This window comes from Methylobacterium sp. AC690 (assembly GCF_979256535.1).
In genome coordinates this window covers 249,871-271,707 of record NZ_CEEDOX010000005.1, presented here as the reverse complement: position 1 = coordinate 271,707, position 21,837 = coordinate 249,871, and the positions used below count along the sequence as shown (strand labels likewise).

Sequence of the window (21,837 nt, the reverse complement as noted above, 5' to 3'; positions counted from 1 at the left end):
ACTGTTGACCCGGCAAAAGCTGCCGATCGGACGGGGCAGAGTACGATTTCTGCCGGGTACCGGTCACGGATATCGTCGAAGAATCAACGACTTGCCCATGGCATGCCGATTGCTCGATGAGGCTGAAGCCGTGCGGGAACGCGCCGGCACTGCCACCGTGACGCAAGGTTTTCGGCCATGGATGTCTTCACCGCGATGCAGACGGCCGTCTCCGGCCTCAAGGCGCAGGCGTTCTCGCTCGACAACATCTCGGGCAACATCGCCAATTCGCAGACGACCGGATTCAAGCGGGTCGATACGAGCTTCGTCGACTTGGTCGCCGAGCAGCAGACGCCGAGCCGGCAGGTCGCCGGATCGGTCGCAGCGAATTCCCGCCAGACCACGACGGTGCAGGGCAACCTGAACGCCACCGACATCGGCACGAACATGGCGTTGAACGGGGAGGGCTTCTTCGCCGTGGCCACCAAGTCCGGCGACGCCAACGGCCAGTCGAACTTCGCGACCGGCGATTCCTATACGCGACGCGGCGACTTCGCGCTGGACAAGGACGGGTACCTCGTCAACGGCGGGGGCGCCTATCTCAAGGGCAGCAGCCTCGACCCGCTGACCGGACAAGCGACCGGCGAAGGACCGATCAAGGTCTCGAATTCGATCATACCGGCGCACGCCACCACAACGATCACCTACTCGGCCAACCTGCCCAAGACGCCAGCGACATCCGCGGCGGACGCCAACAAGCCGAACTCGGAACTCATCGGCGATGCCGCGTGGAGAGCGAGTTCGACGGGCGCGCAGGTCAAAATCTCCAGCCCGGCAGACATACAGAAATTCGTTGCAACCAGCATCGCTGGGCCGGCACTCACCGCCTACACGCCGAGCGGTGGACCAGTCGGCATCCAGATGCGGTGGGCGAAAGTTCAGAACGGCGCAGCGGCCAACGGGGCGACCCCGGCGACCAACGATGTCTGGAATCTGTACTATGCCGACAAGAGCACCGTGTCGGATTCCGGAACGTCCTGGGTCAATGCCGGTACGGATTTCCAGTTCAACAGCAGCGGTCAGCTGATTTCGCCAGCCTCCAACGCGGTGACCATTCCCGCTCTCACGGTCGGCGACGTGAATCTGGGCAACATTCAGCTCAATTACGGCAGCGGCGGCCTGACGGCCTACACCTCGGCCGGCGGCACCGTGACGACAAACACCCAGACTCAGGACGGCTACACCTCGGGGACACTCACCGGCCTCAGCATCACCACCGACGGCAAGGTTTCCGGCACCTACAGCAATGGCAACACCATCGCCCTGGCGAACATCAAGGTGGTGCAGTTCACCAATTCGGACGGCCTGAAGGCGAATTCAAACGGCACCTATCAGCAAACCCTCGAGTCCGGCACGGCCCTCGTCGGACTGAACGGAACCACCGTCGTCGGCAGCAATGTGGAGCAGTCGAATACCGACATTGCAGGCGAGTTTTCTAAGATGATCGTAACCCAACAGGCATATTCCGCCAATACGAAGGTCATCTCGACTGCCCAGGACATGATGTCCGCGTTGATCAACATCATCCGCTGAGGACGCCTGACACCGTACGCGATCCGACACCGAGGGGAGGGGCTTCGTGAGCTTCAACGCCATCAACACCGCCTCCGCCGGGCTGAAGGCGACCCAGGCCGCGATCGGGGTCGTCTCGCAGAACATCGCGAATGTCGGCACGGTCGGATACACGAAGCGCACGCTCGACACCGTCTCGACGGGCGTCGGCAATTCGGGGGTGGCGGTCGGCACGATCGGGCGCGCCCTCGACGCGGCCTCCCTCCGGCAACTGCGCATGGAGACATCGGGCGCCGCCTATACCGGCTCCCTCTCGGCGGTCCGGACGCAGCTCGATCAGCTTTACGGGACCCCGGGCACGTCCACGGCCCTCGATGGGGTGATGAACGACTTCGCCCAGTCGCTGCAGGCCCTCGCCAGCGACCCGACCTCGGCTCCGGCCCGTGCCACGGTGGTGACGAAGGCATCGAATCTCGCCTCAAGCATCGGCACCATCGCGCAAGGCGTCCAGGACCTCCGCTCGGCGACCGAGAGCCAACTCGGCAGCGATACGGCGAGGGCGAGCGCGTACCTCGCCTCGATCGCCAAACTCAACTCGCAGATCACCGGCGCGACCGACGAGGGGGCCCGCGCCAGCCTGCTCGACCAGCGCGACCAGGCCGTGACCGGCCTATCCGCTTACATGGACATCCAGACCGTCGACCAGCGGGACGGCACCGTTTCGGTCATCACCACGTCGGGCATGACCCTCGTCGATCGCGGTGCCGCGGCGATCCTGAGCTTCGACGGCCGCGGCACGCTCTCGCCCGACGCGGAATACACCGATAACCCGGCGACCCGGGGGGTCGGAACGATCACCGCGACGACCCCCGGCGGATCCAAGATCGACCTGATCGCCACCCAGGCGATCCGGTCCGGCTCGCTCGCCGCCGGGATCGAGCTGCGCGACTCGGTCCTGCCGCAGGCGCAGCGCCAGCTCGATGAACTGGCAGCTGGGCTCTCGCGCTCCCTGTCGGATCGCAGCGCGGTGGGCACCCCGCCCACCGACGGGACGACGGGGGCCTTGGATATCGACCTCGCCGGACTGAAGGCCGGTAATGCCGTGACGGTGAGCGTGCGCGATGCCGCTGGCACGCAGCGCAACCTCGTCCTCCTCCCCTACACCTCGGCCTCCGAGCCGAAAATCGATCGCGCGGATATCAACGACCCAACGGCATCGATCATTCCGATCAAGCTGACGGGCACCAATGCCGGGCTGCGCGATGCCATCCACGCAGCCCTCGGGGCGAGCTTCACCGTCACCAGCCAGCCGAGCGCCGGCACCGGCGGCCTGCGCATCCGCTCGGATCCGTCGAGTGGGGCGCCGACGCTCCTCGGCGTCAGCGCCAGCGTCACGCAGCTGAAGGACCCGGACGACCTCCAGAGCGGCGCCGCGCAGATCCCGCTCTTCGTCGATGGAAACAAGAAGGGCACTCTCTACACCGGCTCCTTCGACGGTGGCTCGCAGCTCACGGGTTTCGCGCAGCGGATCAGCGTGAATCAGGCTGTGGTCAGCAACACCGCCAACCTCGTAACCCTCTCGCCCAAGACCCTGGCGTCGGATGCATCGCGGCCGCAGTACCTGTACCAGGCCCTGACCGGGGCGAGCCGGACCTTCGCAGCGGCCAGTGGAATCGGCGGCGTCGCCGCGCCCTACACTGCGAGCGTCCAGGATTTCGCCCAGCGGATCATCGACGCTCAGGGGGCGGGGGCCGCCTCCGCGCAGAATCTCGACGAAGGGCAGAGCATTGCGCTGGCGACCGCCCAGTCCCGCGTCGCCTCCGTCTCCGGCGTGAGCATCGACGAGGAGATGTCGAAGCTCGTGCAACTCCAGACCGCCTACAGCGCCAACGCGCGGGTGCTCACCGCCGCCCGCGATCTCCTCGACACCCTCCTGCGGATCTGAGGCCGGGCCCCCATGCGCCAAGCCCCACCGAAATCCCGACTGCTTCCGAGGCCCCGATGAGCATCGCTCCGTTCAATGCCAGCACCTATCTGGGCGACCGCAACACGGCCAATCTCGTTGGCCTGAAGAGCCGCCTCGATACGCTGACGAACCAGCTCTCCAGCGGCAAGGTCGGCACGACCTATGGCAGCCTCGGCACGGGGCGGACGACCAGCCTGAGCGCGCACGCGGCCCTCAGCGCCCTCGACGGCTACGATGCGGTGATCACGAACGCGACGACCCGCGTCACCCTCGCCAACGCGAGCGTGACGCAGATCAACACCCTCGGCGACGGGATGCGGCGTTCGCTCACCGCCAGCAACAGCTCGACGATCGCCAACACACCGCAGGTCGCGCGCAACAGTCTCGACGCGGCGGTGGATGCCCTGAACGTCGATCTCGCGGGACAGTACATCTTCGGTGGCCGCGCCACCGATTCGCCACCGGTCGCCTCCACCGACACGATCCTGAACGGCGACGTCTCGAAGGACCTTGCTGGCCTCAAGACCTTGATCGCGGAGCAGAAGAATGCCGACCTCGGTCTGCCGGCCGGATCCGGCCGGGTCAGCACGTCCGTGACCGGATCGCCGCCCAACACCGTGACGATCAGCGAGGACGGGACCGGGGCCGCCGGAACCGAAACGCGGGCCAATTTCGGTTTTCGGCTGCTCTCGGCGACGAGTTCCAACGTGACGGCGATCTCCGCGAGTAAAACCACGAATGCAACGGTTCCGCCGGTGACGTTCACCCTGGCGAAGCCTCCGGTCGAGGGCGATCGCCTTCGAATCGCGATCAATCAGCCGGACGGGACGCAGAACTTCGTCGATCTCACCGCGAAGGCTTCCGCGTCGGCGGGTGCGACCGACACCATGCCGGTCTTCGCCACGGCTGCAGAGGCGCAGAGCTACCTCAACACGCGCTTCGCGGCCGAGCCGGTCGCGAGCATCCAGGGCCCCAGCAATCTTGGCGTGCAAGCGAATTTCGGATCCGGCACGCCGGCATCGCTGACTCTCGGCGTCACGGGAACACCCGTTGCGGGCGACACCGTCACGGTCAGCGTTGGCATGCGCGACGGCACGATCCAGACACTGACCCTGACGGCTCGGGCCAGCGTTGACTCGACATCCACCACTGAGTTCTCGCTGACTGGGGACATCGCGGCAAACCTTTCCGGTGCCATCAACAATGCCCTGACCAGCGCGGCCTCCACCAGCCTCGCGGCGAGCTCGGCCTCACGGGCATCGCAAGACTTCTTCGCAGGGTCGCAATCTGTGGGCCTCGCGCCGCGACGTATCACGTTCGACAATGACGAAGCGACGGGCTACGCCAAGGCGGCCAGCACCAAGACCGTGATCTGGTACACGGGCGACGACACCGCGTCGGATCCGCGGGCCACGGCCACGGCACAGATCGGGGCGAACCGGGTCCTGAACATCGGCGTGCAGGCGAACGAGGCTCCGATCCGGAAGGTGCTCGCCGGTCTCGCCATGATCGCGGCCGATGCGGGAACGACGGCCGTCAGCGGGACGCCGGAGGCCCGGCGCTTCAGCGCGCTCGCCGACCACGCCAGCACCCTGCTCGTCTCAAACAACACCACGGGGGGTGTTCCGGGCATCGCCAGCGATCTCGGCCTCGCCGCCAGTACCCTCTCCGACACCAAGACGGAAAACCGGACCAACCGCAACGCCCTGCAGGGCTCACTCGACGGCGTTGAGAACATCTCGGCAGAGGACGTGACCGCACAGCTGCTGCAGCTGCAGACGCAGCTCCAGGCGAGCTACCAGGTCACCTCGATGCTCTCGAAGCTGAACCTGGTGAACTATCTGAGCTAAGGTGGGGTCCGGCGAGTTGGTCCGGCGACCGGGATGGCTTAACGCCGGGGCCGGAGCGAATGTGGGAGCCCGGTCATGACCCCCAGGATGCAGACCGTGCTGGCCATGGCGGTGCTGATTTTGCCCGGCCTCCGGGCGGAAGCCGGCGCGGCGGAGCGCCTCCGGCCGCAGGTTCAGGGGGAGAAACTCCTGCCTTGCCCGAAGCAGGGTGCCGGCTTCGTGCGCGTGCCCGGCTCACCAACCTGCATCCGCCTCAGCGGCCGTGCCGTGGGGGGCATCGATGTCGGCAGCAACGGCGCCGCGCCGGTCACGGCGGGGCAGCTCTCGATCGACACGCGCAGCGAATCCGAGTTCGGGCCGGTGCGTGCCTTCGTCCGCATGGGTCACGGACGTCCCTGACGCGCTGCGCGGCGAGGCTTCCCATCGCGCGATAAGGCTTCCGCGGACCCGGTGTTCAGAGGCTGCGCGAAAGAACCAGCGGCTGGCTTCGGGCGACCCCGCTTCGGCCGTAGGGGGAGGGGCCCTGGGACGGGCGGCCATAGACCGTCGGCGTACGGCTGCGCCCGATCTCGTCCGCCAGGGTCTTCACGAGGCTTTCCGACACGGATCGGGCCGTCGCCAGCACGGCCTGATTGGTCTCGAGGGCCTGGGTAAAGCGCGCATGGGCGACCTTGAGGGTGGCGATCCCCTCCGGCGCGAAGCGCGCGAGGGCAATGGCGTTGGCCTTCGTGGCCTCGAGCCCCTGGAAATAGGATGCTGCCAAGGCCGACTTGCGCTCGTTCTCGGCGAGGCCTTCCCGCAGGCGGCCGACCCGGATGTGGTCGCTCTCGCGGGCGAGCACGCTTTCGAGCGCTTCGAGGCTCGCGATCACCCCCGCGACCAGGGCCGTCGCCCCGGCCCGGTCGGACACGCGAGGCGCCGGGACGTCAGCTGACCTTTGCACCGGCACCCTCCTGCATCTTCATCATCTCACGGAACACCTGGTCGGCGATGCCGACGCCGCCGCTCTTCACGATCTGGCCGGCATATTCCTTGGTCAGCATCGACCGGTAGACCCCGCCGCCGGTACCGTTCTCGCCGAGGGGCCCGTCGGTGCCCTCGGATTGCGACAGGCGGTCGAGGGACTGCTCCAAGAACATCGATTCGAAGTCGGTCGAGGCCTTCTTGGCCTTGGCTTCGGCCGCCGTCTTCGCGGCGCTCGCGGCGCTCGAACCGACCGCGCTCTGCACGGTCTTGGCGATGTCGCCGACGATGGCCTTGCCGACCCCGAGGGCGGCGCTGGCGGCGAGGGGCGCGAACAGCATGGGATCAGGTCTCCGGCTGAAGGTGGGAGAGGGCAGTGAGAGGCATCACATCACCTCGATATCGGCCTGGAGGGCGCCCGCGGCCTTGATCGCCTGCAGGATCGAGATGAGGTCGCGAGGGCCGATGCCGAGGGCGTTGAGGCCGTCGACGAGTTCGCGCAGGGTCACGCCCTCCTTGACCAGGGCGAGCTTGTTGCCGTCTCCGGTATCGACCTTGACGCCGGTGCGCGGAACGACCGTGGTGGTGCCATTGGAGAGGGGGGCCGGCTGGCTCACCTGCGGCTGCTCGGTGATGGTCACGGTCAGGTTGCCCTGCGCGATCGCCACCGTGGAGACCCGTACGTCGCGGCCCATCACGATGATGCCCGAACGCTCGTCGACGACGACCCGCGCGGTCTGGTCGGGCTCGACCTTCAGCTGCTCGATCTCGGTGACGAGCCGGATCATGTTGCCGGTGTAGCGGGCGGGGATCTGCAGGGTCACCGTGGCCGGGTCGGTCGGCTCGGCGGTATCGGCACCCATGAAGTCGTTGATCGCGGCGGCGATGCGCTTCGAGGTGGTGAAGTCGGGATTGCGCAGGGACAGGCGCAGCGAGCGCATGTCGTTCATCTTGAACGCCATCTCGCGCTCGATCATCGCGCCGTTCGGCACGCGCCCGTTCGTGGGAACGCCGCGGGTGATCTTGGCGGCGTCGCCCTCGGCCGAGAAGCCCGCGATCGCCACCGACCCCTGCGCTAGGGCGTAGACCTCGCCGTCGGCACCCAGCAGCGGCGTGACCAGAAGCGTACCGCCCTGGAGGGACTTGGCGTCGCCCAGGGAGGAGACGGTGATGTCGATGCGATTCCCCTGGGTGGCGAAGGGCGGCAGGCTCGCGGTGACCATCACGGCCGCGAGATTCTGCGTGCGCATGGTCGCCCCACGGGTGTTGACGCCGAGACGTTCCAGCATCGCCTGGAGGGACTGCTTCGTGAACGGGATGTTGTTCAGCGTGTCGCCGGTGCCGTTGAGCCCGACCACGATGCCGTAGCCGACGAGCTGGTTCTGGCGCACGCCCTCCACGCTGGCGAGGTCCTTGACCCGCGACAGGGCGAGGGCGGGGACCGCTTGGCCGACCAGCATTGCCCACCCTGCCAGGATGCAGAGGGTGAGGTGCCGGATTCGGGTGAGGCCGTTCGGAGTGTCGGTCATGGCGCACTTTGCGACGGGAAGGTCCTGTCCAGTCTGCCAGGACCATGCCAACCGAACGTTTTCACTAATGCCCTGTTTTTGAACGATTTCTTTGAGGATATCCGCAGCTTCCGATCGGATTTCCCGGACGCTTCATGCCGACCCGGCACGTTCTGCCGGGTCATTTACGACCGGTTAACCAAGGCTGCCGGATTCTGTCGCTGCCGGGCGGACCACCGCCCCGATCGGTCTCACCTCATGCGCGTCGATACCCGCTTCGTCACTGCCAGCACCGGCCCGAGCGCGGCACCGCGCCGGAGCGAGAGCGCGCCCGCCTTCTCTGTCGCCGGGCCTGCGACGAGCACCGGTGGGCCGGGCACCACCGCGGCGACATCGCTCGCTGGCCTCGACGCAATCCTCACGCTGCAGAGCAACACCGACACACCCGAGGAGCGCCGGCGCCGGTCGGCCCAGCGCGGCAACGACCTACTCGATGGGCTTGACCGGCTGAAGGCCTCCCTGATCATGGGACGCGTCTCAACGCGTGATCTGCAGGCCATCGCGACTCGGCTATCGGAGCGCAGCGGCACCAGCGGCGACCCCCGTCTCGACGGATTGATCGCCGAGATCGAGCTGCGGGCCGCGGTGGAACTCGCCAAGCTGTCCGCCGCCCGCGCCGCTTGAGGCGCGGGGGCGGGGGCCGATGTCAGGCCTTCGTCTTCTTGGTCCGCGGCGCCTGGTCCGATTCGGCAGCGCCCTCGCTGCCCTCGGTATTGATCTGCTCGGCGATCTGGCTCAGCAGCGCGTCGGTCTTCTTCTCCTCCTCGAGCGTCTGTTCGAGAAGCTTCGCGGCATCTTCGTAGCCGAGCTGCCGTGCCCAGGTCTTCAGGGTGCCGTAGCGGGCGATCTCGTAATGCTCGACGGCCTGGGCACACGCGGCCAGCACCGCATCGGCCGCCGGGCTATCGCCGAAATCCTCGAGATCCTCCTCCATCTCGGAGGTGATGCCCTGCATCGCCTCGCAGGTCTTGGCGCGGGCCGGCTTGCCGATGATCTCGAAGACCTGCTGGAGGCGCTCCACCTGCTCGGCACTTTCCTCCGCGTGGGTCTCGAACGCGCTGCGAAGCTCCGCGTGCTCAGCCGCCTTCGCCGACTTCTTCAGGGCTCGCACGGATTGCTTCTCGGCGTAGTAGACGTCCTTGAGAGTCTCGTAGAACGCGTCGTGCAGGGTCTTGGCCTTGGCTGCCATGGGGCGATCTCCGAACTTCTGATGCTGGAAAGAGGCGCGATCACCAGCGGAGTCAGGGCCGAGAAACCTGAAGCGTCCCGCCAGCATCGCACCGGGAGAACCGCATGCATCGAAACCAGTTCCCCTCAAATTGTCCTTTAATCTCCCTCCTTATTCGCAATCTCTGAGGCTAAAAATAGCGTCATCAGACGGAAAGTTATCGATTTCTTGAAGATATTGCCTTGCGCTTCAGAACAATAGGACTCTGCAAAGCCTTTGCCCGGACGCCCTACGACCCCGGCAGGACAGAATTTTGCGTGTTCTCCGTCTGACCACTCCGACCTGCTCCTGGTCGGAGATCCTTTCCTGACCCTTCGCGACACCGACCTGCATTTTAACGCAGGACAGCGTCTGGGTGACAAAGCCAGACCTCTGTTGCGGCGCACATCCCCTGGTGGCGCCGTTGCAGCCGTTGCGTGTTTGCCGCAGCGCGCAAAACATCCGAGAGGATTGCGGTGCGTGGGATCACGATGCGTTGTCGTGGCCTGCACCCTGCATTATAGCCACGCAAAATGATCGCCGCGGACCGGCTGCAAGAGGCGCGAATGGCGAAGGTCACGATTGAGGACGGGTACGTACCGAGTGAGAGCGAGCCGTTCATGAATGATCGGCAACGGGAATATTTCCGTCGCAAACTCCTCGGCTGGAAGTCCGATATTCTGCGTGAGGCCCAGGATACGCTGGTCGCACTCCAGACCGAGAACGAAAATCATCCCGACTTGGCGGATCGTGCCTCCTCCGAGACGGACCGGGCCATCGAGCTGCGGGCGCGGGATCGGCAGCGCAAGCTCACCGGCAAGATCGACGCCGCCCTGGCGCGGCTCGAGGACGGCTCCTACGGCTATTGCGAGGAGACCGGCGAGCCGATCTCGCTGAAGCGCCTGGATGCCCGCCCCATCGCGACGCTGTCGCTCGAAGCGCAGGAACGCCACGAGCGCCGCGAGCGCGTCTACCGGGACGACTGAGAGGCCCGGGCGCGGGTGGATCGCGATTCAACGACCCGCGCGCCCAGAGGGACGAATGGCCCCGACGCGCCTCAGAAGGGCAGCAGCACGTCGACCAGCTGCTGGCCGTAGCGCGGCTGCTGCACATCGGTGATCTGGCCGCGTCCGCCATAGGCGATCCGGGCCTGGGCGATCTTGCTCGAATCGATGGTGTTGTCCGATTCGATGTCCTCGGGCCGGACCACGCCCGCGACGATGAGTTCACGGACCTCGAAGTTGATGCGGATCTCCTGCTTGCCCTCCACCACGAGGTTTCCGTTGGGCAGGACCTGCGTGACGATGGCCGCGACGCTGGTGGTGACGGTCTCGTTGCGTTGAACCGAACCGGCACCGTCGCTCGAGGTCGTCGAAGTGGCGTTGATGAGCTTGTCGGGGCTGATCCCGGCCGCCGCCACCCCCTTGCTGGTTTCGAGCCCGAAGGCGTTGGGCAGGCCGAAACCTTCGGCGTTCGAGCGCGACCGCTTGGTCTCGTTGTTCAGGTTCGCCTTGTCGGTGACGTTGACCTTCACGGTGACGAGATCGCCGATCCGGGCGGCCCGCTGGTCCTTGAAGAACGCGCGCGAGCCCGTCCGCCACAGGGAGTTCGGAGCGTAGGAGACGGGCTGGACCTCCGGCATCGGCAGGCGCACCGGCCTGTAGCCGGCCTGGGCGGTCGGGTCCTCGATCGCCGAGAGGGCCGGCGTCGCACCGATCTGAGACAGACGGTCCGCGGTGTTGCAGGCGCCGAGGGTCGTGCAGAGCAGTGCGACGGCGAGGGCGGGGGAGACGCGGTGGGTCATCGGGACCGAACCTTTGGCAAACCGAGAGGGGGCGCGGACGGAGGGGCTCAGCGCTGAAGCGCGGAACCGTCGAGGGCGGCGCTGGCTTGGCGCACCAGGGGCGCGGGACCGACGGAGACGCGGCCGGGTCCGGTCACGGTGGCGGACAGGATCTTCTTCGAGACCGGGTTGGTGACCGTGATGATGGCACCGAGGCGGCCGGCTTCGTTGGCCAGTCCCCGGAGGGAGAGATTGAGCCCGGGAGAGTCGAACAGGATGGTTACGGCCTCGCCCCGGGCCACGAGGTCGGGCGGCGCAAGGTCGCCCGAGCGCAGGATCGCACCGGCGCTGAGGCTGCGCTGCGCCACCTGTCCGGCGAGATCCCCGAGAGATCCCTGCGCGTCCGACGGCGTTGCCTCGCGAGGACGGCGCTCGAGGGTGAGATCGGCCGCGTTGATCGTTTCGCCGCGATTGAGGCTGCGTCCCAGGACGGCAACCTCCCGGATCTCCATGACCTGGCCCGACACCCGGAGGGAGGCCTGACGCTCACCCAGGGTGATCAGGCCGGCGATCCGGCGCGAGCGCGGATCGTAGCTGAGGTCGAGGGCGACGGCCTGTCCGTTCAGGTCCAGGGGCGCCAGGAGCGTTGGGGCCTCGCCGTCCAGGCGGATGGCGAGATTGCGCGGATCGACGCCGTAGCCGGATTCCAGGGCACGCTTCAGGGCGGCCTCGATCTCCGGCTGGGTCACCCGGCGGGCGGCACGCTGGACCGAGACCTGGATCCGGCCACCGGTCTCCACCGGGCCGAGGCCGAGACCGGCCACCGCGTCGGCGATGCGGCGCGCCTGGATCGTGCCGGTGGCGCCGAGAGCCGGCGCCCGGAACAGTGGACGCTGCGCCGTCTCCGGCACGGCCCCCTCGATGAGGTCGCCGAGAGTGAGCACGTCGCCGCGGGCGGTGACGTCGCCGCGCAAGCGCAGGGTCGCGCCGGCGGGGCGGGCCTCCTGCGCGGGGACGCGGGCCTCCTGGGCCAGGACCTGGAAGGTGAGGACGGAGAAGGCCAGGACGGCCAGGAGGGTCCGCCCGACGATGGCGACGCTCAGGGTCGAGACCCGGGTCGAACGGCGCGGGGCGATCTGTCTGAGGGCATGCATGGTCAGGACCTCGATCAGCTGCGGAACATCTGGGAGGTGGTCGAGAGCATCTGGTCGGCGGCGGTCACCACCTTCGAGTTCATCTCGTAGGCACGCTGCGCCGCAATCAGCGACGAGATCTCGGTGACGGCGTTGACGTTCGCCTCCTCGAGATAGCTCTGCTGCAGGTTGCCGAACCCTTCCGAACCCGGCAGGCCGTTGATCGCCGGGCCGGACCCGGCGGTCTCGATGAACAGGTTGTCGCCGATCGATTCGAGGCCGACCTTGTTGACGAAGCGGGCGAGCTGGAACTGGCCCAGGGCCTGCGGCGCGGTCTGTCCCGGGACGGTCGCTTGGACAGCTCCCTGGGCGCTGATCGTCACCGACGTCGCGTTGTTCGGTACCGTCACGCCGGGATCGACGAGGTAGCCGTCGCGGGTGACGAGCTGCCCCTGAGCGGAGAGGTCGAACGAGCCGTCGCGGGTGTAGGCCGTGCGCCCGTCCGGCAGCGTCACCCGGAACAGGCCCTCGCCACGGATGGCAACGTCGTATTCCTTCTCGGTGCTCGTCAGCGTCCCCTGCGACATCACCCGGGCGGTCGACGTCGTCTTCACACCCGAGCCGATGGCGAGGCCCGCGGGTAGCTGGGTGTTCTGGTCGGAGGTCGAGGAGCCCGCCCGGCGCAGGTTCTGGTAGAGCAGATCCTGGAAATGCGGCTGCTGGCGCTTGTAGCCGGTGGTGCGCAGGTTCGCGATGTTGTTCGAGATGACCTGGACGTTGAGTTCCTGGGCCGCCATGCCGGTGGCGGCAGCGTAGAGGGCGCGCATCTGCGGAGATCCTTACGCGACGTCGGCGAGACGGCGGATCGCCGTGCCGCGCAGATCGTCGAGGCGCGAGATCACGCCCGAGACCATGGTGTAGGTGCGGTTCACGTCCATGAGCCGCGTCATCTCGATGACGGGCTTCACGTTGGAGCGCTCCAGGGCGCCGGCCTCCACCCGGCCGGCGAGGCCGGCCGCCTGGGGCTGCGCGGCGGAGGCGTAGAGATTCGCCCCCTCGTTGGTCAGGGCCTGGGGATTGGCGAAGGTGACGAGGCGGACGCGACCGCGGATGCCGAGGTTGGTCGAGACCGTACCGTCCGGGCCGATCGATACGCCGGTCTCCTGCTGGCCGATCTGGATCGGACCCGCTTCGCCCTGCACCGGGTAACCGTCGCTGGTCACCAGGGTGCCCTGCGCATCGGTCTCGAAGGCGCCGTTGCGGGTGTAGCGGTCGCCGTTCGGGGTGCGCACCACCAGGAAGGCCTCGCCGCGCACCGCGACGTGAAGGGGATTGCCGGTCTGTTCGATCGGCCCCTGGGCAAGGTCCAGGGCAGTGCCCTGGTCGATCACGTAAGAGACGCGGCGGTCCGGCTTCTGAAACGAATCCGCGCTCGCCACCGGCATCAGATATTCCTGGAAGCGGCTGTTGCGCCCCTTGAAGCCGTTGGTGGAGATGTTGGCCATGTTGTTGGCGATGACGTCCAGCTCGCGCTGAAGCGCGACCTGGCTCGAAACCCCCACGAACAATGCGTTCTGCATGACACTCTCAGCCCCGACGAGCGACGATGGACCACCATCCGCATGGGCCGTGCCAGTTCTGATGATCGCGATTTCCTTCTTTTGTTCAGTGATTTGATCGAACCTAGAGGAGAAGGCAGCGATTGCCGCGTCCGGCCCCGCGGCAAGTCCGACCCGGCAGCTTTTGCCGCCTTAACGACGCGTTAACCTTGTTCGCCCGATACCTTTGCGAGGGTCGACGTCCGGGGGTGTCGATGCCGTCGAGCGCGTGCCGCTCACCCCACCGCGCAGTCCCGAGGTCCACCGATGGCCAAGAAGCCGAAGAAGGCCGCCGCCGAGGGTGAGGAGGGGGCCGAGGGCGAAGCCCCGAAAGGCGGCAAGAAGAAGCTCATCATCATCGGCGCCGTGGTGTTGGCGCTGGCGGGTGGTGGCGGTTTCGTGTTCCTGAAGAAGAAGTCGGGCGACGGCCACGGCGAAGCGGTCGCCGAGGTGAAGAAGCCGGTCGTCTTCCTCGACGTCCGCGAGATGATGGTCAATCTGGCCAGCGAGCCGGGCCAGGACCGGACGCGTTTCGCCAAGATCAAGGTCGCGATCGAGCTCAAGGACGCCAAGGTCGAGGGCGAGGTGAAGCCGCTGATGCCGCGCATCGAGGACACCTTCCAAGTTTACCTGCGCGAACTGCGCGCGAGCGACCTCTCCGGATCGGCCGGCATCTACCGCCTGCGCGAGGAACTGCTGCGCCGGGTCAACGTCGCCATCCACCCGGCCCGGGCCGAGGCGGTCCTCTTCAAGGACGTGGTGATCCAATAGGCTGCCGCCCCATCCCGAAATGTTTTGAGAATTCGCAGGTGACGAGAGTCTGATGGCCGGACCGGAAGACGAGATCGACGAGGACGACTGGGCCGCCGCACTCATCGCCCAGAACGGCGAGGGGGGCGAAGCCTCGCTCGCCGACGAGTGGGGCGCGGCCCTCGCCGAGCAGGGCACCACCACCCATGCGAGCGACGTCGCCGCCGAATGGGCGACGATGATCGAGGACGGGGAGACCGACAATCTCCCCGAGCTCGCCGGCAACGACCGCATCCTGAACCAGGACGAGATCGACGGCGTCCTCGGCTTCTCTCTGCGCGAGCTCTCGGCCTCCGGGGCCGGCGGCGTCCGCGCCATCGTCGACTCGGGCGTCGTTCAGTACGAACGCCTGCCGATGCTGGAAATCGTCTTCGACCGGATGATCCGGTTGTTGTCGACCAGCCTGCGCAACTTCTTCCAGGACAACGTCGAGGTGACCCTCGACAACATCACCTCGGTGCGCTTCGGCGACTACCTGAACGCGATCCCGCTGCCGACCCTGCTCGGTGTCTTCCGGGCCGATGCCTGGGAGAATTCCGGCCTCGTCACGGTGGAATCCAATCTCGCCTACTCGACCCTCGACCTGCTTCTCGGCGGCAAGCGCGGTGGCTCCTCGACCCGCCTCGACGGCCGTCCCTTCACGACGATCGAGATGCAGCTCGTGCGGCGCCTGGTGGAGATCATCCTCACGGACCTCGAACTCTCGTTCCAGCCGCTCTCGCCGGTGCGCTTCGCCATCGACCGGATCGAGACCAACCCGCGCTTCGCCACCATCACCCGACCTGCCAACGCCGCCATCCTGATCAGCCTCAAGCTCGACATGGACGGGCGCGGAGGCCTGCTACAGATCCTGTTCCCCTACGCCACGATCGAGCCGATCCGTGAACTGCTCATGCAGAGCTTCATGGGCGAGAAGCTCGGCCGCGACCACGTCTGGGAAAGTCACCTCGCCACGGAGATCTGGCAGGCCGACGCGACCATGGAGGCGGTGCTGCACGAGATGATGCTGCCCCTGAAGAAGGTGCTGTCGCTCAAGGTCGGCGATACGCTGATGTTCGACACCAAGCCCTCGGACCTGATCGCGGTCCGCTGCGGCGACTGGGCCCTCACCCAGGGCCGGATCGGCCGGATCGACGACAACATCGCGGTGCAGCTCACCCGGCCCCTGCGCCGGTCGCGCACCACGCTCCAGGCCTTCGAGGCCTCCATGAACAACCGCAACGACGGGTGACGCGACCAGCCATGAGCCTCCTCGTCACCCTCCTGGCCGATGGCCTCGTCGCCGTCCTGCTGGTCGCCAGCATCGTCTCCTCGATGCGCCTCAGCGGCCGCATCACCAAGCTCAAGGCCGACGAGGCGGCCCTGCGCCAGACCATCGGCGATCTCGTGATGGCGAGCTCCACCGCCGAGCGGGCGATCGTCGGCCTGCGCGCCACCCTCGATGAATGCGACCGCACCCTGGCAGACCGCCTGGGCACCGCCGAACGCTACGCCACCGACCTCGCAGCCCACGTGGAGGCGGGCGAGACGGTGATCGCCCGTATTGCCTCCATCGTGGCCCAGGCCGCCCCGACTCGCGAGGTCGCGCGCACGTCCGCTCCGGCTCCCCTGGCCGCGCCGCGCGACCTCGAGCGCGTGGTCCCGCCCGTCCGCATCGCACCGGCCGCACCGTCGAGTCCCAACGGTGAGCGCCTCGGAGTCGCCGCCGCCGCCGCCCTCGCCATGTCCGAGCGCGCCCTCGGCCGCCTGCGGAGCAAGGCCGCGTGACGAAGCCGCCTCCCGGGAAGCGGTCCGGCAGCCTTGTCCGGTTCCGCGAGACGCGGCCGCTGAAACTGCGCCTGATCGATGCCGTGACCGTGGCGGCGGCCGGGCTCCTGGTGCTGAAGGTCGCGGCCATCGCGGTGGAGGAATCGAAGCCGCAGCCGGGGGCAACGATGCCGGAGTTCGCGCGCGTCCTCGCCAGGGCCCGCACCAATTACGAACCCTCCGACCCGTCCACCACCGGCTCGGTGACGCCGAAGGAACCCGAGAAGCCGGCTCCGGAACCCGAGAAGCCGGTGCCGCGTCCACCGCCGCCACCGGAGCCGATGCCGGCGTCCGAGCGCGCCATCCTCGAGCGCCTCTCCGCCCGCCGCGATACCCTCAAGCAGCGCAGCGAGGCGCTCGATCTCCGCGAGCAGCTGATCGGTACCGCAGAGCGCAAGCTGGAGGAGGGCGTCGATACGCTGAAGCAGGGTGAGGACAAGGCCGAGGGGGGCAGCGCGCAGCGGGCCGAAACCGAGCGGGCCGCGCTGAAGAACATCGTCACGATGTACGAGACGATGAAGCCAAAGGACGCCGCGCGGGTGTTCGACCGGCTGAACCTGGACGTCCTCGTGCCCATCGTCCTGGCGATGAATCCGCGCAAGATGGCCGAGGTGCTGGCGCTGATGCAGTCGGAGCCTGCGGAGAAGCTCACCGTGGCCCTGGCTAACCGGGCGCGCGGGCAGGGCGGTGGCCCGGCGGCCACGGTCGCGGCCGGTCTCGGTCCGAACGAACTCCCGGCGATCGACGCACCGACGCCCCCGCCCAGGCGCTGACCTCCCTGACGTTTGCGGACGGTCATCCACTGGGTTGTCCGGGCCTCCATTGCGCGTTCGTCCGCGCACGACTAGGGGCAGGCATCCCGAGCGGATGAAATCCCCACCGCGCGGGTTCGGGGAGCCAAGCACGTGCCGTCCATCAGCCTGATCCGAATCCTCGCCGCCCTGAGCTTGGCCCTGACCGTCGCGGCCCCCGCCGCTGCGCAGGACGCCGACGCTCCGGCCGCCACCGAGGCGCCGGCCAAGCCGAAACCGCGCAAGGCAGCCCCGCCGAAGCCGGCTGCGGCAAAGCCCGCGGCGACCCCGGCCGCCACCTCCACGCCTCCGACCGCCGCGTTGAGCTGGCCGACCGGGGCAAGCTCCCTTAGCGAGGTCTATGGCGACTGGACCGTGACCTGCGCGAAGGCCGATGCCAACGCTAAGGCCGAATGCGCGATCATGCAGGCCCAGGGGGCCAAGGGTCGGCGCGAATTCGCGTTGGAGATTCGGCCGCCGAACGATGGGCGCGCGCAGGGCTTCATTCTGATGCCGCTCGGCCTCGCCATCGAGCCCGGCATTTCGTTCAAGCTCGACGAGGCCGTGCTCGGCAAGGGCGCGCCCTATCTGTCCTGCAGCCAGGAGGGATGCCTCGTGCCCATCAGCCTTCCCACCCTGGCGACCGACACGATGAAGACCGCCAAGAACCTGCTGGTCTCCGCGACGAAGCCGGAGGCCAAGGAGCCCGTGACCATCACGGTGCCCCTCGAAGGGTTTGCCAACGCTCTGGCCCGCGCCATCGCGCTGACGAGCTGAGGCGGACCACGGCGGAGCCGAACCCGAGGAGCTTGCCCATGAACAGATCGGCCCTGCTGCCCCGAAGCCTGATGACCCTGATGGTGGCCGGAGTCCTGGCAGCCCCGGCGCTGGCCCAGGAGGAAGTACCCCCCGAGAAGCCGCCCGGCCCCCCGCCGACGGCCGCCGAGGCCAAGGCGGAGCGCCAGAAGAACAGCGCGGCCAAGCTTTCCGGCCTGCTGGCCTTCGTGGAGACCTACTGCCACGACCTCAAGCCGAACACCGAGCGCCTGAATGCCGTCGTCGCCGGGCTCGGTGTCGCGCCCGACGATCTTGCCCAGGGTGACCTGAACCTGCGCAGCCGGGCCTATACGGAGATCTACACCAAGGACATTTCCGCCAATTGCACCCGTGCCGCCGAGAATTTCGGCGAGACCGGCCGGACGATCCCGGGTCTGATCGTCAAACGTTAGCGGTCCGGACAAAGCGGCACTGCGTCTTAAGCGCCCGTTAGCCTCGACGGGCGAGAGTGACCGGATAGTGCGGCGTAAGGCGGATCGGCTCGGCTGCGAGTCGCTTCGCCCCATGGGTTTGGCGTATCCTGCGATGGCTCTCGATGCCGGTATCGCGACACGACGGCGCCGGCTTCGGGCCGGCCTCGCCGCGATCTCGATCGTGGCCGCGACCCTCTGCGGGGGGACGGACGCCACCGCCGCACGCCTCACGGCGATCAAGGGCGCGCAGATCGAACGCTACGGTCGGCTTGTGCTGACTTTCGATGGCCCGGTTTCGGTCAAAGCGCGGACATCCGGGTCCGTGCTCGTCCTCGGTTTCTCGGAGAAAGCGAGCGCCGGCCCTGAGCGGGTCGCCGCCGAGATGCCGGACTTCGTCTCAGCCGTGCGGCGCGATCCCGACGGCTTGGGCCTACGGCTTGCGCTGCAACGCCCCTACCGCGTGAACGTCCAGGAGGCAGGAGAGAAGGTCTTCATCGATCTTCTGCCGCAGGACTGGAGCGGTCTGCCGCCGGCCCTACCGCCGGAGGTCGTGGCTGACCTGTTCCGGCGGACCCAGGCCGCCGAGGCGGCCCTGCGGGCGGCACGCCCTCCTGCCGAGCCAAGGACCCTTCGCCTCGAACTGGCTCACCTTCCGACGCTCACCCGCCTGAGCCTGCGTGCACCGGCGTCTGCCGTACCGCGCTTCGAGGCCGTCGGCCCGGCCACACGCCTGATGATTCCGGGGGCTTGGCGGATCGACGAACTCGCCACCCGGGGGCGCTTGAAACCGTCCATCGAGAGCTTGTCGGTCGAGGGGGACGAGACCGGCGCCCGCCTGCTCGTCACCCCCGCAGACGGCTACGAGATCCGAAGCTTCAGCGACGAGGACGGTGCAACGATCGACGTGGTCCGTAAGGCCGCCGAAAAGACAAAGCCCACCGTGCAGGCTGCAAAGGCGGGGGAGGGCGCTGAGCCCGTCGGTGAGGCCAAAACGGCCGAGACGAACACAACGGGGGGCAGGGCAGCGGAGGCCAAACCCGAGAAGGCACCGCAGCGGTCGCCGGGGCAGACCGCGGAGACGTCCGGATCTACGCCAGCAACGCCCCCCCCCGCAGTGGTTCAGCGCCCGAGTGGACCAGGCCTCGCGTTCCCATTCCAGACCCTGCCGCCCGCCGCCTTGTTCGAGCGCGCGGGCATCGCCAATCTGATCTTTGAGACCACGGAGCCGGTCGTCGTCCCGACCGGCGATCCCATGCTCGCCCCACTCGGTTCGCCGACGCGAACCGGTCGGATCGTGACCCTTCGCTTTCCCGTTCCGCGCGACCGGCTGCTGGACCTCGTGCCCATTGGCCCTGCCGGGGCTCCGACCGGGTGGGAATTGGTGGCCGGCGAGAACCTGTCGGCGAGCGACGCTCTCTCGGCGATTCGTGTCACGGATGCGGCCGGGCGGATCAGTGTCGGCGTGCGCCTTCCGAACCCGGGGGTCTCCTCCTGGCTCAGCCTCGACGGGGAGCGCATCGCCGTGGTTACGGGCCGGGGTCCGAAACCAGCAGGGATTCCGAAGCGTCAGGTCTTCGTCGACTTCGAGTTGCTACCGAGCCGGCAGGGGGTCGCAGTCCTGGCGCAGGCGGACGACCTCCTCGTGCGGCCGGACCTCGACGGGGTCGCGATCAGTCGAGAAAGCGGCATGGCTGTCTCTGGCGTCGCGCGGCCCGCCGATGCGCCCCTGGCGACCCTCAGCGACCTCGCCGTGGACCGGGGCCCCTGGGAGGCCTCGCAGCGCGGCGACACCCGTGAGTTGATCCGCGACCAGCTTCAGGCGGCCGCGGAGGCCCCGCGCGCCGCGCGTGGACCGCTCCGGATGGTCCTGGCGCGCACGATGCTCGCCAATCGGCTCTCCCTGGAAGGCCTCGGTGTGCTCAAGACCGCCTTCGGCGACGATCCCGTCCTGGCCGGCCAGCGCGACATCCCCATGCTCACCGTGATTGGAAACGCCCTGATCGGGCGCACGTTCGACATGCGCTCGGGTCTGGCCGTCGAGATCCTGAGGAACGATCCCGAGGCGCGGCTGTGGCAGGGCTATCTCGAAGCCCTTGAAGGCCGCTGGAGCGCCGCGGATACCTCGTTCCGGGCCACCGCGAGCGTGCTCGACCGGTACCCCGACGATCTCCAGGCCCTCCTGCGGACCGCGGCCGCCGAGGCTGCGGTCGAGACCGGAGACTGGGATGGGGCCAACCGCCAGATCGTTGCAGCCGCGCGCGCGGCGGACCGCCCGACCCAGGAACGTCTGGCCTTGCTGCGCGCCCGGATCGACGAGGTCACTGGCCAGACCGTGGCCGCCCTCGATGCCTATCAGCGTCTCAGCGAGAGCGGAGAGGCGGGGGTGGCCGCCGCGGCTCGCCTGAGAGCCACCGTGCTGGGACACGCGGCCGGCAAGATCACGGTGGCGGATTCCATTGAGCGCCTGGAGTTGCTGGCGCTGTCCTGGCACGGCGGCGACCTCGAGCCTCGGACCTTCTCGGCCCTGGCCAAGCTCTACGTCGAAGCAGGACGCTGGCGCCAAGCGATGATGACGGCCCGCCGCGCCGATTCCATCGGCACGGATTCGCCGTTGGTGCGCGAGGTGCACGACATGGCCCAGGCCCTCTTCGAGGATCTCTACCTCGGCGAGCGGAGCTCAAAGCTGTCCGGGGTCGAGGCGCTGGCGCTGTATTTCGACTTCAAGGAGTTCGCTCCGCTGGGCCGCCGCGGCGACGAGATCGTCCGCCGGCTGTCGGATCGCCTCGTGGAGCTGGACCTCCTCGATTCTGCGGGCGAGTTGCTGCAGCATCAGGTCGACCATCGCCTCACCGGGCCCAGCCGTGCAGGCACGGCGGCGCGGCTGGCCGCCATCCGGCTCATGGACGAGAAGCCGCTGCAGGCCCTGCAGACCTTGGACGCCACCTATCTCCCGGAACTCCCCGAGGATCTGCGCCGGGCGCGGGCGCTGCTACGGGCGCGGGCCCTGTCTGATCTGTCCCGCACCGACCTCGCTCTTGAGACCATCGCGGGCGAGACGGGGCCGGATGCCGACCGTCTCAGGGCGGACATCCTGTGGACCGGCCGGCGCTGGCGCGAAGCCGGGGAGGCGCACGAGGCGCTGGTCGGCGATGCCTGGCGCCGCCGCGTGGCCCTAGACGACGCCGCCCGCACGGATATCCTGCGCGCGGCGATCGCCTACGGACTCGCCGGCGAGACCCTCGGTCTCGAGCGCCTGCGCGCCAAATTCGCGGGGCCCATGGCCGAGAGCGTGGACGCCCGCACCTTCGCCCTCCTCGCCCAGGCCAACGCCGTCCGCACCGCGGGCTTCCGCGAGATCGCACAGAAGGCCACGAGTGCCGAGACACTTCAGGCGTTCCTCTCGGAATACCGCAAGCGCTATCCCGAGAGTGCCGTGCCCGCACCCGGCAAGCGCGAGACGGATGCGCGGGCCGACGCCCTGGCGAGTGCGACTCCGCCCGGCTGAGCGCCGACCAGCGACCCACCGGCCATGCGGCGTAAAAGCCTGAAGCGATTCGCCGA

21 protein-coding genes are annotated in these 21,837 nt (G+C 68.0%); 13 read left to right on the top strand and 8 right to left on the bottom strand.

The window, feature by feature from the left end; all coding sequences use genetic code 11:
• Window positions 1–177: 177 nt before the first annotated feature.
• The 4 genes from AC0IY1_RS08390 (at window position 178) to AC0IY1_RS08375 (ending at window position 5,766) form a co-directional block, all read left to right on the top strand.
• Window positions 178–1,572 (top strand): flagellar hook protein FlgE, encoded by a 1,395-nt coding sequence (locus tag AC0IY1_RS08390; protein WP_471768841.1) that lies wholly within the window; start codon window positions 178–180, stop codon window positions 1,570–1,572.
• A 46-nt stretch (window positions 1,573–1,618) separates the two neighbouring features.
• Window positions 1,619–3,496 (top strand): flagellar hook-associated protein FlgK, encoded by a 1,878-nt coding sequence (flgK, locus tag AC0IY1_RS08385; protein ID WP_471768839.1) that lies wholly within the window; start codon window positions 1,619–1,621, stop codon window positions 3,494–3,496.
• Between the two features lie 56 nt (window positions 3,497–3,552).
• Entirely contained in the window at window positions 3,553–5,367 is a 1,815-nt protein-coding gene (locus AC0IY1_RS08380) for a hypothetical protein (protein WP_471768837.1), read from the top strand.
• A 75-nt stretch (window positions 5,368–5,442) separates the two neighbouring features.
• Window positions 5,443–5,766 (top strand): porin, encoded by a 324-nt coding sequence (locus tag AC0IY1_RS08375; RefSeq protein ID WP_156375631.1) that lies wholly within the window; start codon window positions 5,443–5,445, stop codon window positions 5,764–5,766.
• 55 nt (window positions 5,767–5,821) lie between these two features.
• On the opposite strand, the gene AC0IY1_RS08370 is transcribed toward AC0IY1_RS08375, so the two are convergent.
• The 3 genes from AC0IY1_RS08370 to AC0IY1_RS08360 are packed head-to-tail and all read right to left on the bottom strand — an operon-like array spanning window position 5,822 to window position 7,790.
• The gene (locus AC0IY1_RS08370; protein ID WP_471768835.1) at window positions 5,822–6,277 is read right to left on the bottom strand and encodes a hypothetical protein; all 456 of its coding nucleotides are present in this window, start codon (window positions 6,275–6,277) and stop codon (window positions 5,822–5,824) included.
• Between the two features lie 16 nt (window positions 6,278–6,293).
• Complete coding sequence (locus AC0IY1_RS08365) at window positions 6,294–6,671, bottom strand: rod-binding protein (RefSeq protein ID WP_471768833.1); 378 nt, start codon at window positions 6,669–6,671, stop codon at window positions 6,294–6,296.
• Window positions 6,672–6,716: 45 nt separating this feature from the next.
• Window positions 6,717–7,790, bottom strand: coding sequence for a flagellar basal body P-ring protein FlgI (locus AC0IY1_RS08360; RefSeq protein ID WP_244477271.1), 1,074 nt, complete (start codon window positions 7,788–7,790; stop codon window positions 6,717–6,719).
• Window positions 7,791–8,096: 306 nt separating this feature from the next.
• Between AC0IY1_RS08360 and AC0IY1_RS08355 the strand changes: the two genes are divergently transcribed.
• On the top strand, window positions 8,097–8,522 hold the full coding sequence (locus AC0IY1_RS08355; RefSeq protein ID WP_471768831.1) for a flagellar assembly protein FliX: 426 nt from the start codon (window positions 8,097–8,099) through the stop codon (window positions 8,520–8,522).
• Between the two features lie 22 nt (window positions 8,523–8,544).
• Here the strand turns inward: AC0IY1_RS08355 and AC0IY1_RS08350 are convergent, their stop codons facing one another.
• The gene (locus tag AC0IY1_RS08350; RefSeq protein ID WP_055951347.1) at window positions 8,545–9,087 is read right to left on the bottom strand and encodes a YciE/YciF ferroxidase family protein; all 543 of its coding nucleotides are present in this window, start codon (window positions 9,085–9,087) and stop codon (window positions 8,545–8,547) included.
• Window positions 9,088–9,671: 584 nt separating this feature from the next.
• Here AC0IY1_RS08350 and dksA point away from each other — a divergent pair.
• Window positions 9,672–10,091 carry an RNA polymerase-binding protein DksA gene (gene dksA, locus AC0IY1_RS08345; protein WP_055951344.1) on the top strand — a complete coding sequence of 140 codons (420 nt, stop codon included), beginning with the start codon at window positions 9,672–9,674 and terminating at the stop codon, window positions 10,089–10,091.
• 71 nt (window positions 10,092–10,162) lie between these two features.
• Here the strand turns inward: dksA and flgH are convergent, their stop codons facing one another.
• Genes flgH through flgF form a run of 4 tightly spaced genes read right to left on the bottom strand, consistent with a single transcriptional unit; the run spans window position 10,163 to window position 13,601 of the window.
• Window positions 10,163–10,909, bottom strand: coding sequence for a flagellar basal body L-ring protein FlgH (gene flgH / locus AC0IY1_RS08340; RefSeq protein WP_103710591.1), 747 nt, complete (start codon window positions 10,907–10,909; stop codon window positions 10,163–10,165).
• Between the two features lie 47 nt (window positions 10,910–10,956).
• Window positions 10,957–12,042: a flagellar basal body P-ring formation chaperone FlgA gene (gene flgA, locus AC0IY1_RS08335; RefSeq protein ID WP_471768829.1), complete on the bottom strand. Its 1,086-nt coding sequence runs from the start codon at window positions 12,040–12,042 to the stop codon at window positions 10,957–10,959.
• Between the two features lie 14 nt (window positions 12,043–12,056).
• Entirely contained in the window at window positions 12,057–12,848 is a 792-nt protein-coding gene (gene flgG / locus AC0IY1_RS08330) for a flagellar basal-body rod protein FlgG (protein WP_055951334.1), read from the bottom strand.
• Between the two features lie 12 nt (window positions 12,849–12,860).
• Window positions 12,861–13,601, bottom strand: a complete 741-nt coding sequence (gene flgF, locus AC0IY1_RS08325) for a flagellar basal-body rod protein FlgF (RefSeq protein WP_055951331.1) — start codon at window positions 13,599–13,601, stop codon at window positions 12,861–12,863.
• 285 nt (window positions 13,602–13,886) lie between these two features.
• Between flgF and fliL the strand changes: the two genes are divergently transcribed.
• The 7 genes from fliL to AC0IY1_RS08290 all read left to right on the top strand — a co-directional run bounded on the left by fliL (window position 13,887) and on the right by AC0IY1_RS08290 (window position 21,781).
• A complete protein-coding gene (gene fliL / locus AC0IY1_RS08320) occupies window positions 13,887–14,390 on the top strand; it encodes a flagellar basal body-associated protein FliL (protein WP_471768828.1) in 504 nt (167 codons plus the stop codon).
• Window positions 14,391–14,442: 52 nt separating this feature from the next.
• Window positions 14,443–15,660 carry a flagellar motor switch protein FliM gene (gene fliM, locus AC0IY1_RS08315; RefSeq protein ID WP_055951326.1) on the top strand — a complete coding sequence of 406 codons (1,218 nt, stop codon included), beginning with the start codon at window positions 14,443–14,445 and terminating at the stop codon, window positions 15,658–15,660.
• Window positions 15,661–15,671: 11 nt separating this feature from the next.
• On the top strand, window positions 15,672–16,196 hold the full coding sequence (locus tag AC0IY1_RS08310; RefSeq protein ID WP_471768827.1) for a DUF6468 domain-containing protein: 525 nt from the start codon (window positions 15,672–15,674) through the stop codon (window positions 16,194–16,196).
• A complete protein-coding gene (locus tag AC0IY1_RS08305) occupies window positions 16,193–17,008 on the top strand; it encodes a MotE family protein (protein ID WP_471768826.1) in 816 nt (271 codons plus the stop codon). The genes AC0IY1_RS08310 and AC0IY1_RS08305 overlap by 4 nt, the downstream gene beginning before the upstream one ends.
• Before the next feature lie 132 nt (window positions 17,009–17,140).
• Entirely contained in the window at window positions 17,141–17,803 is a 663-nt protein-coding gene (locus tag AC0IY1_RS08300) for an invasion associated locus B family protein (RefSeq protein WP_471768825.1), read from the top strand.
• 38 nt (window positions 17,804–17,841) lie between these two features.
• Entirely contained in the window at window positions 17,842–18,255 is a 414-nt protein-coding gene (locus AC0IY1_RS08295; RefSeq protein WP_471768824.1) for a hypothetical protein, read from the top strand.
• 133 nt (window positions 18,256–18,388) lie between these two features.
• A complete protein-coding gene (locus AC0IY1_RS08290; protein ID WP_471768823.1) occupies window positions 18,389–21,781 on the top strand; it encodes a hypothetical protein in 3,393 nt (1,130 codons plus the stop codon).
• Window positions 21,782–21,837: the final 56 nt, after the last annotated feature.

What these genes read in the sequence shown, in the direction of transcription:
- dksA (WP_055951344.1), top strand. Translation starts at nt 9,672, where the DNA reads ATGGCGAAGGTCACGATTGAGGACGGGTACGTACCGAGTGAGAGCGAG.
- AC0IY1_RS08355 (WP_471768831.1), top strand. Translation starts at nt 8,097, where the DNA reads ATGCGCGTCGATACCCGCTTCGTCACTGCCAGCACCGGCCCGAGCGCG.
- AC0IY1_RS08365 (WP_471768833.1), bottom strand. Translation starts at nt 6,671, where the DNA reads ATGCTGTTCGCGCCCCTCGCCGCCAGCGCCGCCCTCGGGGTCGGCAAG.
- AC0IY1_RS08350 (WP_055951347.1), bottom strand. Translation starts at nt 9,087, where the DNA reads ATGGCAGCCAAGGCCAAGACCCTGCACGACGCGTTCTACGAGACTCTC.
- fliM (WP_055951326.1), top strand. Translation starts at nt 14,443, where the DNA reads ATGGCCGGACCGGAAGACGAGATCGACGAGGACGACTGGGCCGCCGCA.
- AC0IY1_RS08310 (WP_471768827.1), top strand. Translation starts at nt 15,672, where the DNA reads ATGAGCCTCCTCGTCACCCTCCTGGCCGATGGCCTCGTCGCCGTCCTG.
- flgA (WP_471768829.1), bottom strand. Translation starts at nt 12,042, where the DNA reads ATGCATGCCCTCAGACAGATCGCCCCGCGCCGTTCGACCCGGGTCTCG.
- AC0IY1_RS08290 (WP_471768823.1), top strand. Translation starts at nt 18,389, where the DNA reads ATGGCTCTCGATGCCGGTATCGCGACACGACGGCGCCGGCTTCGGGCC.
- AC0IY1_RS08380 (WP_471768837.1), top strand. Translation starts at nt 3,553, where the DNA reads ATGAGCATCGCTCCGTTCAATGCCAGCACCTATCTGGGCGACCGCAAC.
- AC0IY1_RS08360 (WP_244477271.1), bottom strand. Translation starts at nt 7,790, where the DNA reads ATGCTGGTCGGCCAAGCGGTCCCCGCCCTCGCCCTGTCGCGGGTCAAG.
- fliL (WP_471768828.1), top strand. Translation starts at nt 13,887, where the DNA reads ATGGCCAAGAAGCCGAAGAAGGCCGCCGCCGAGGGTGAGGAGGGGGCC.
- flgH (WP_103710591.1), bottom strand. Translation starts at nt 10,909, where the DNA reads ATGACCCACCGCGTCTCCCCCGCCCTCGCCGTCGCACTGCTCTGCACG.
- AC0IY1_RS08390 (WP_471768841.1), top strand. Translation starts at nt 178, where the DNA reads ATGGATGTCTTCACCGCGATGCAGACGGCCGTCTCCGGCCTCAAGGCG.
- AC0IY1_RS08375 (WP_156375631.1), top strand. Translation starts at nt 5,443, where the DNA reads ATGACCCCCAGGATGCAGACCGTGCTGGCCATGGCGGTGCTGATTTTG.
- AC0IY1_RS08295 (WP_471768824.1), top strand. Translation starts at nt 17,842, where the DNA reads ATGAACAGATCGGCCCTGCTGCCCCGAAGCCTGATGACCCTGATGGTG.
- flgF (WP_055951331.1), bottom strand. Translation starts at nt 13,601, where the DNA reads ATGCAGAACGCATTGTTCGTGGGGGTTTCGAGCCAGGTCGCGCTTCAG.
- flgG (WP_055951334.1), bottom strand. Translation starts at nt 12,848, where the DNA reads ATGCGCGCCCTCTACGCTGCCGCCACCGGCATGGCGGCCCAGGAACTC.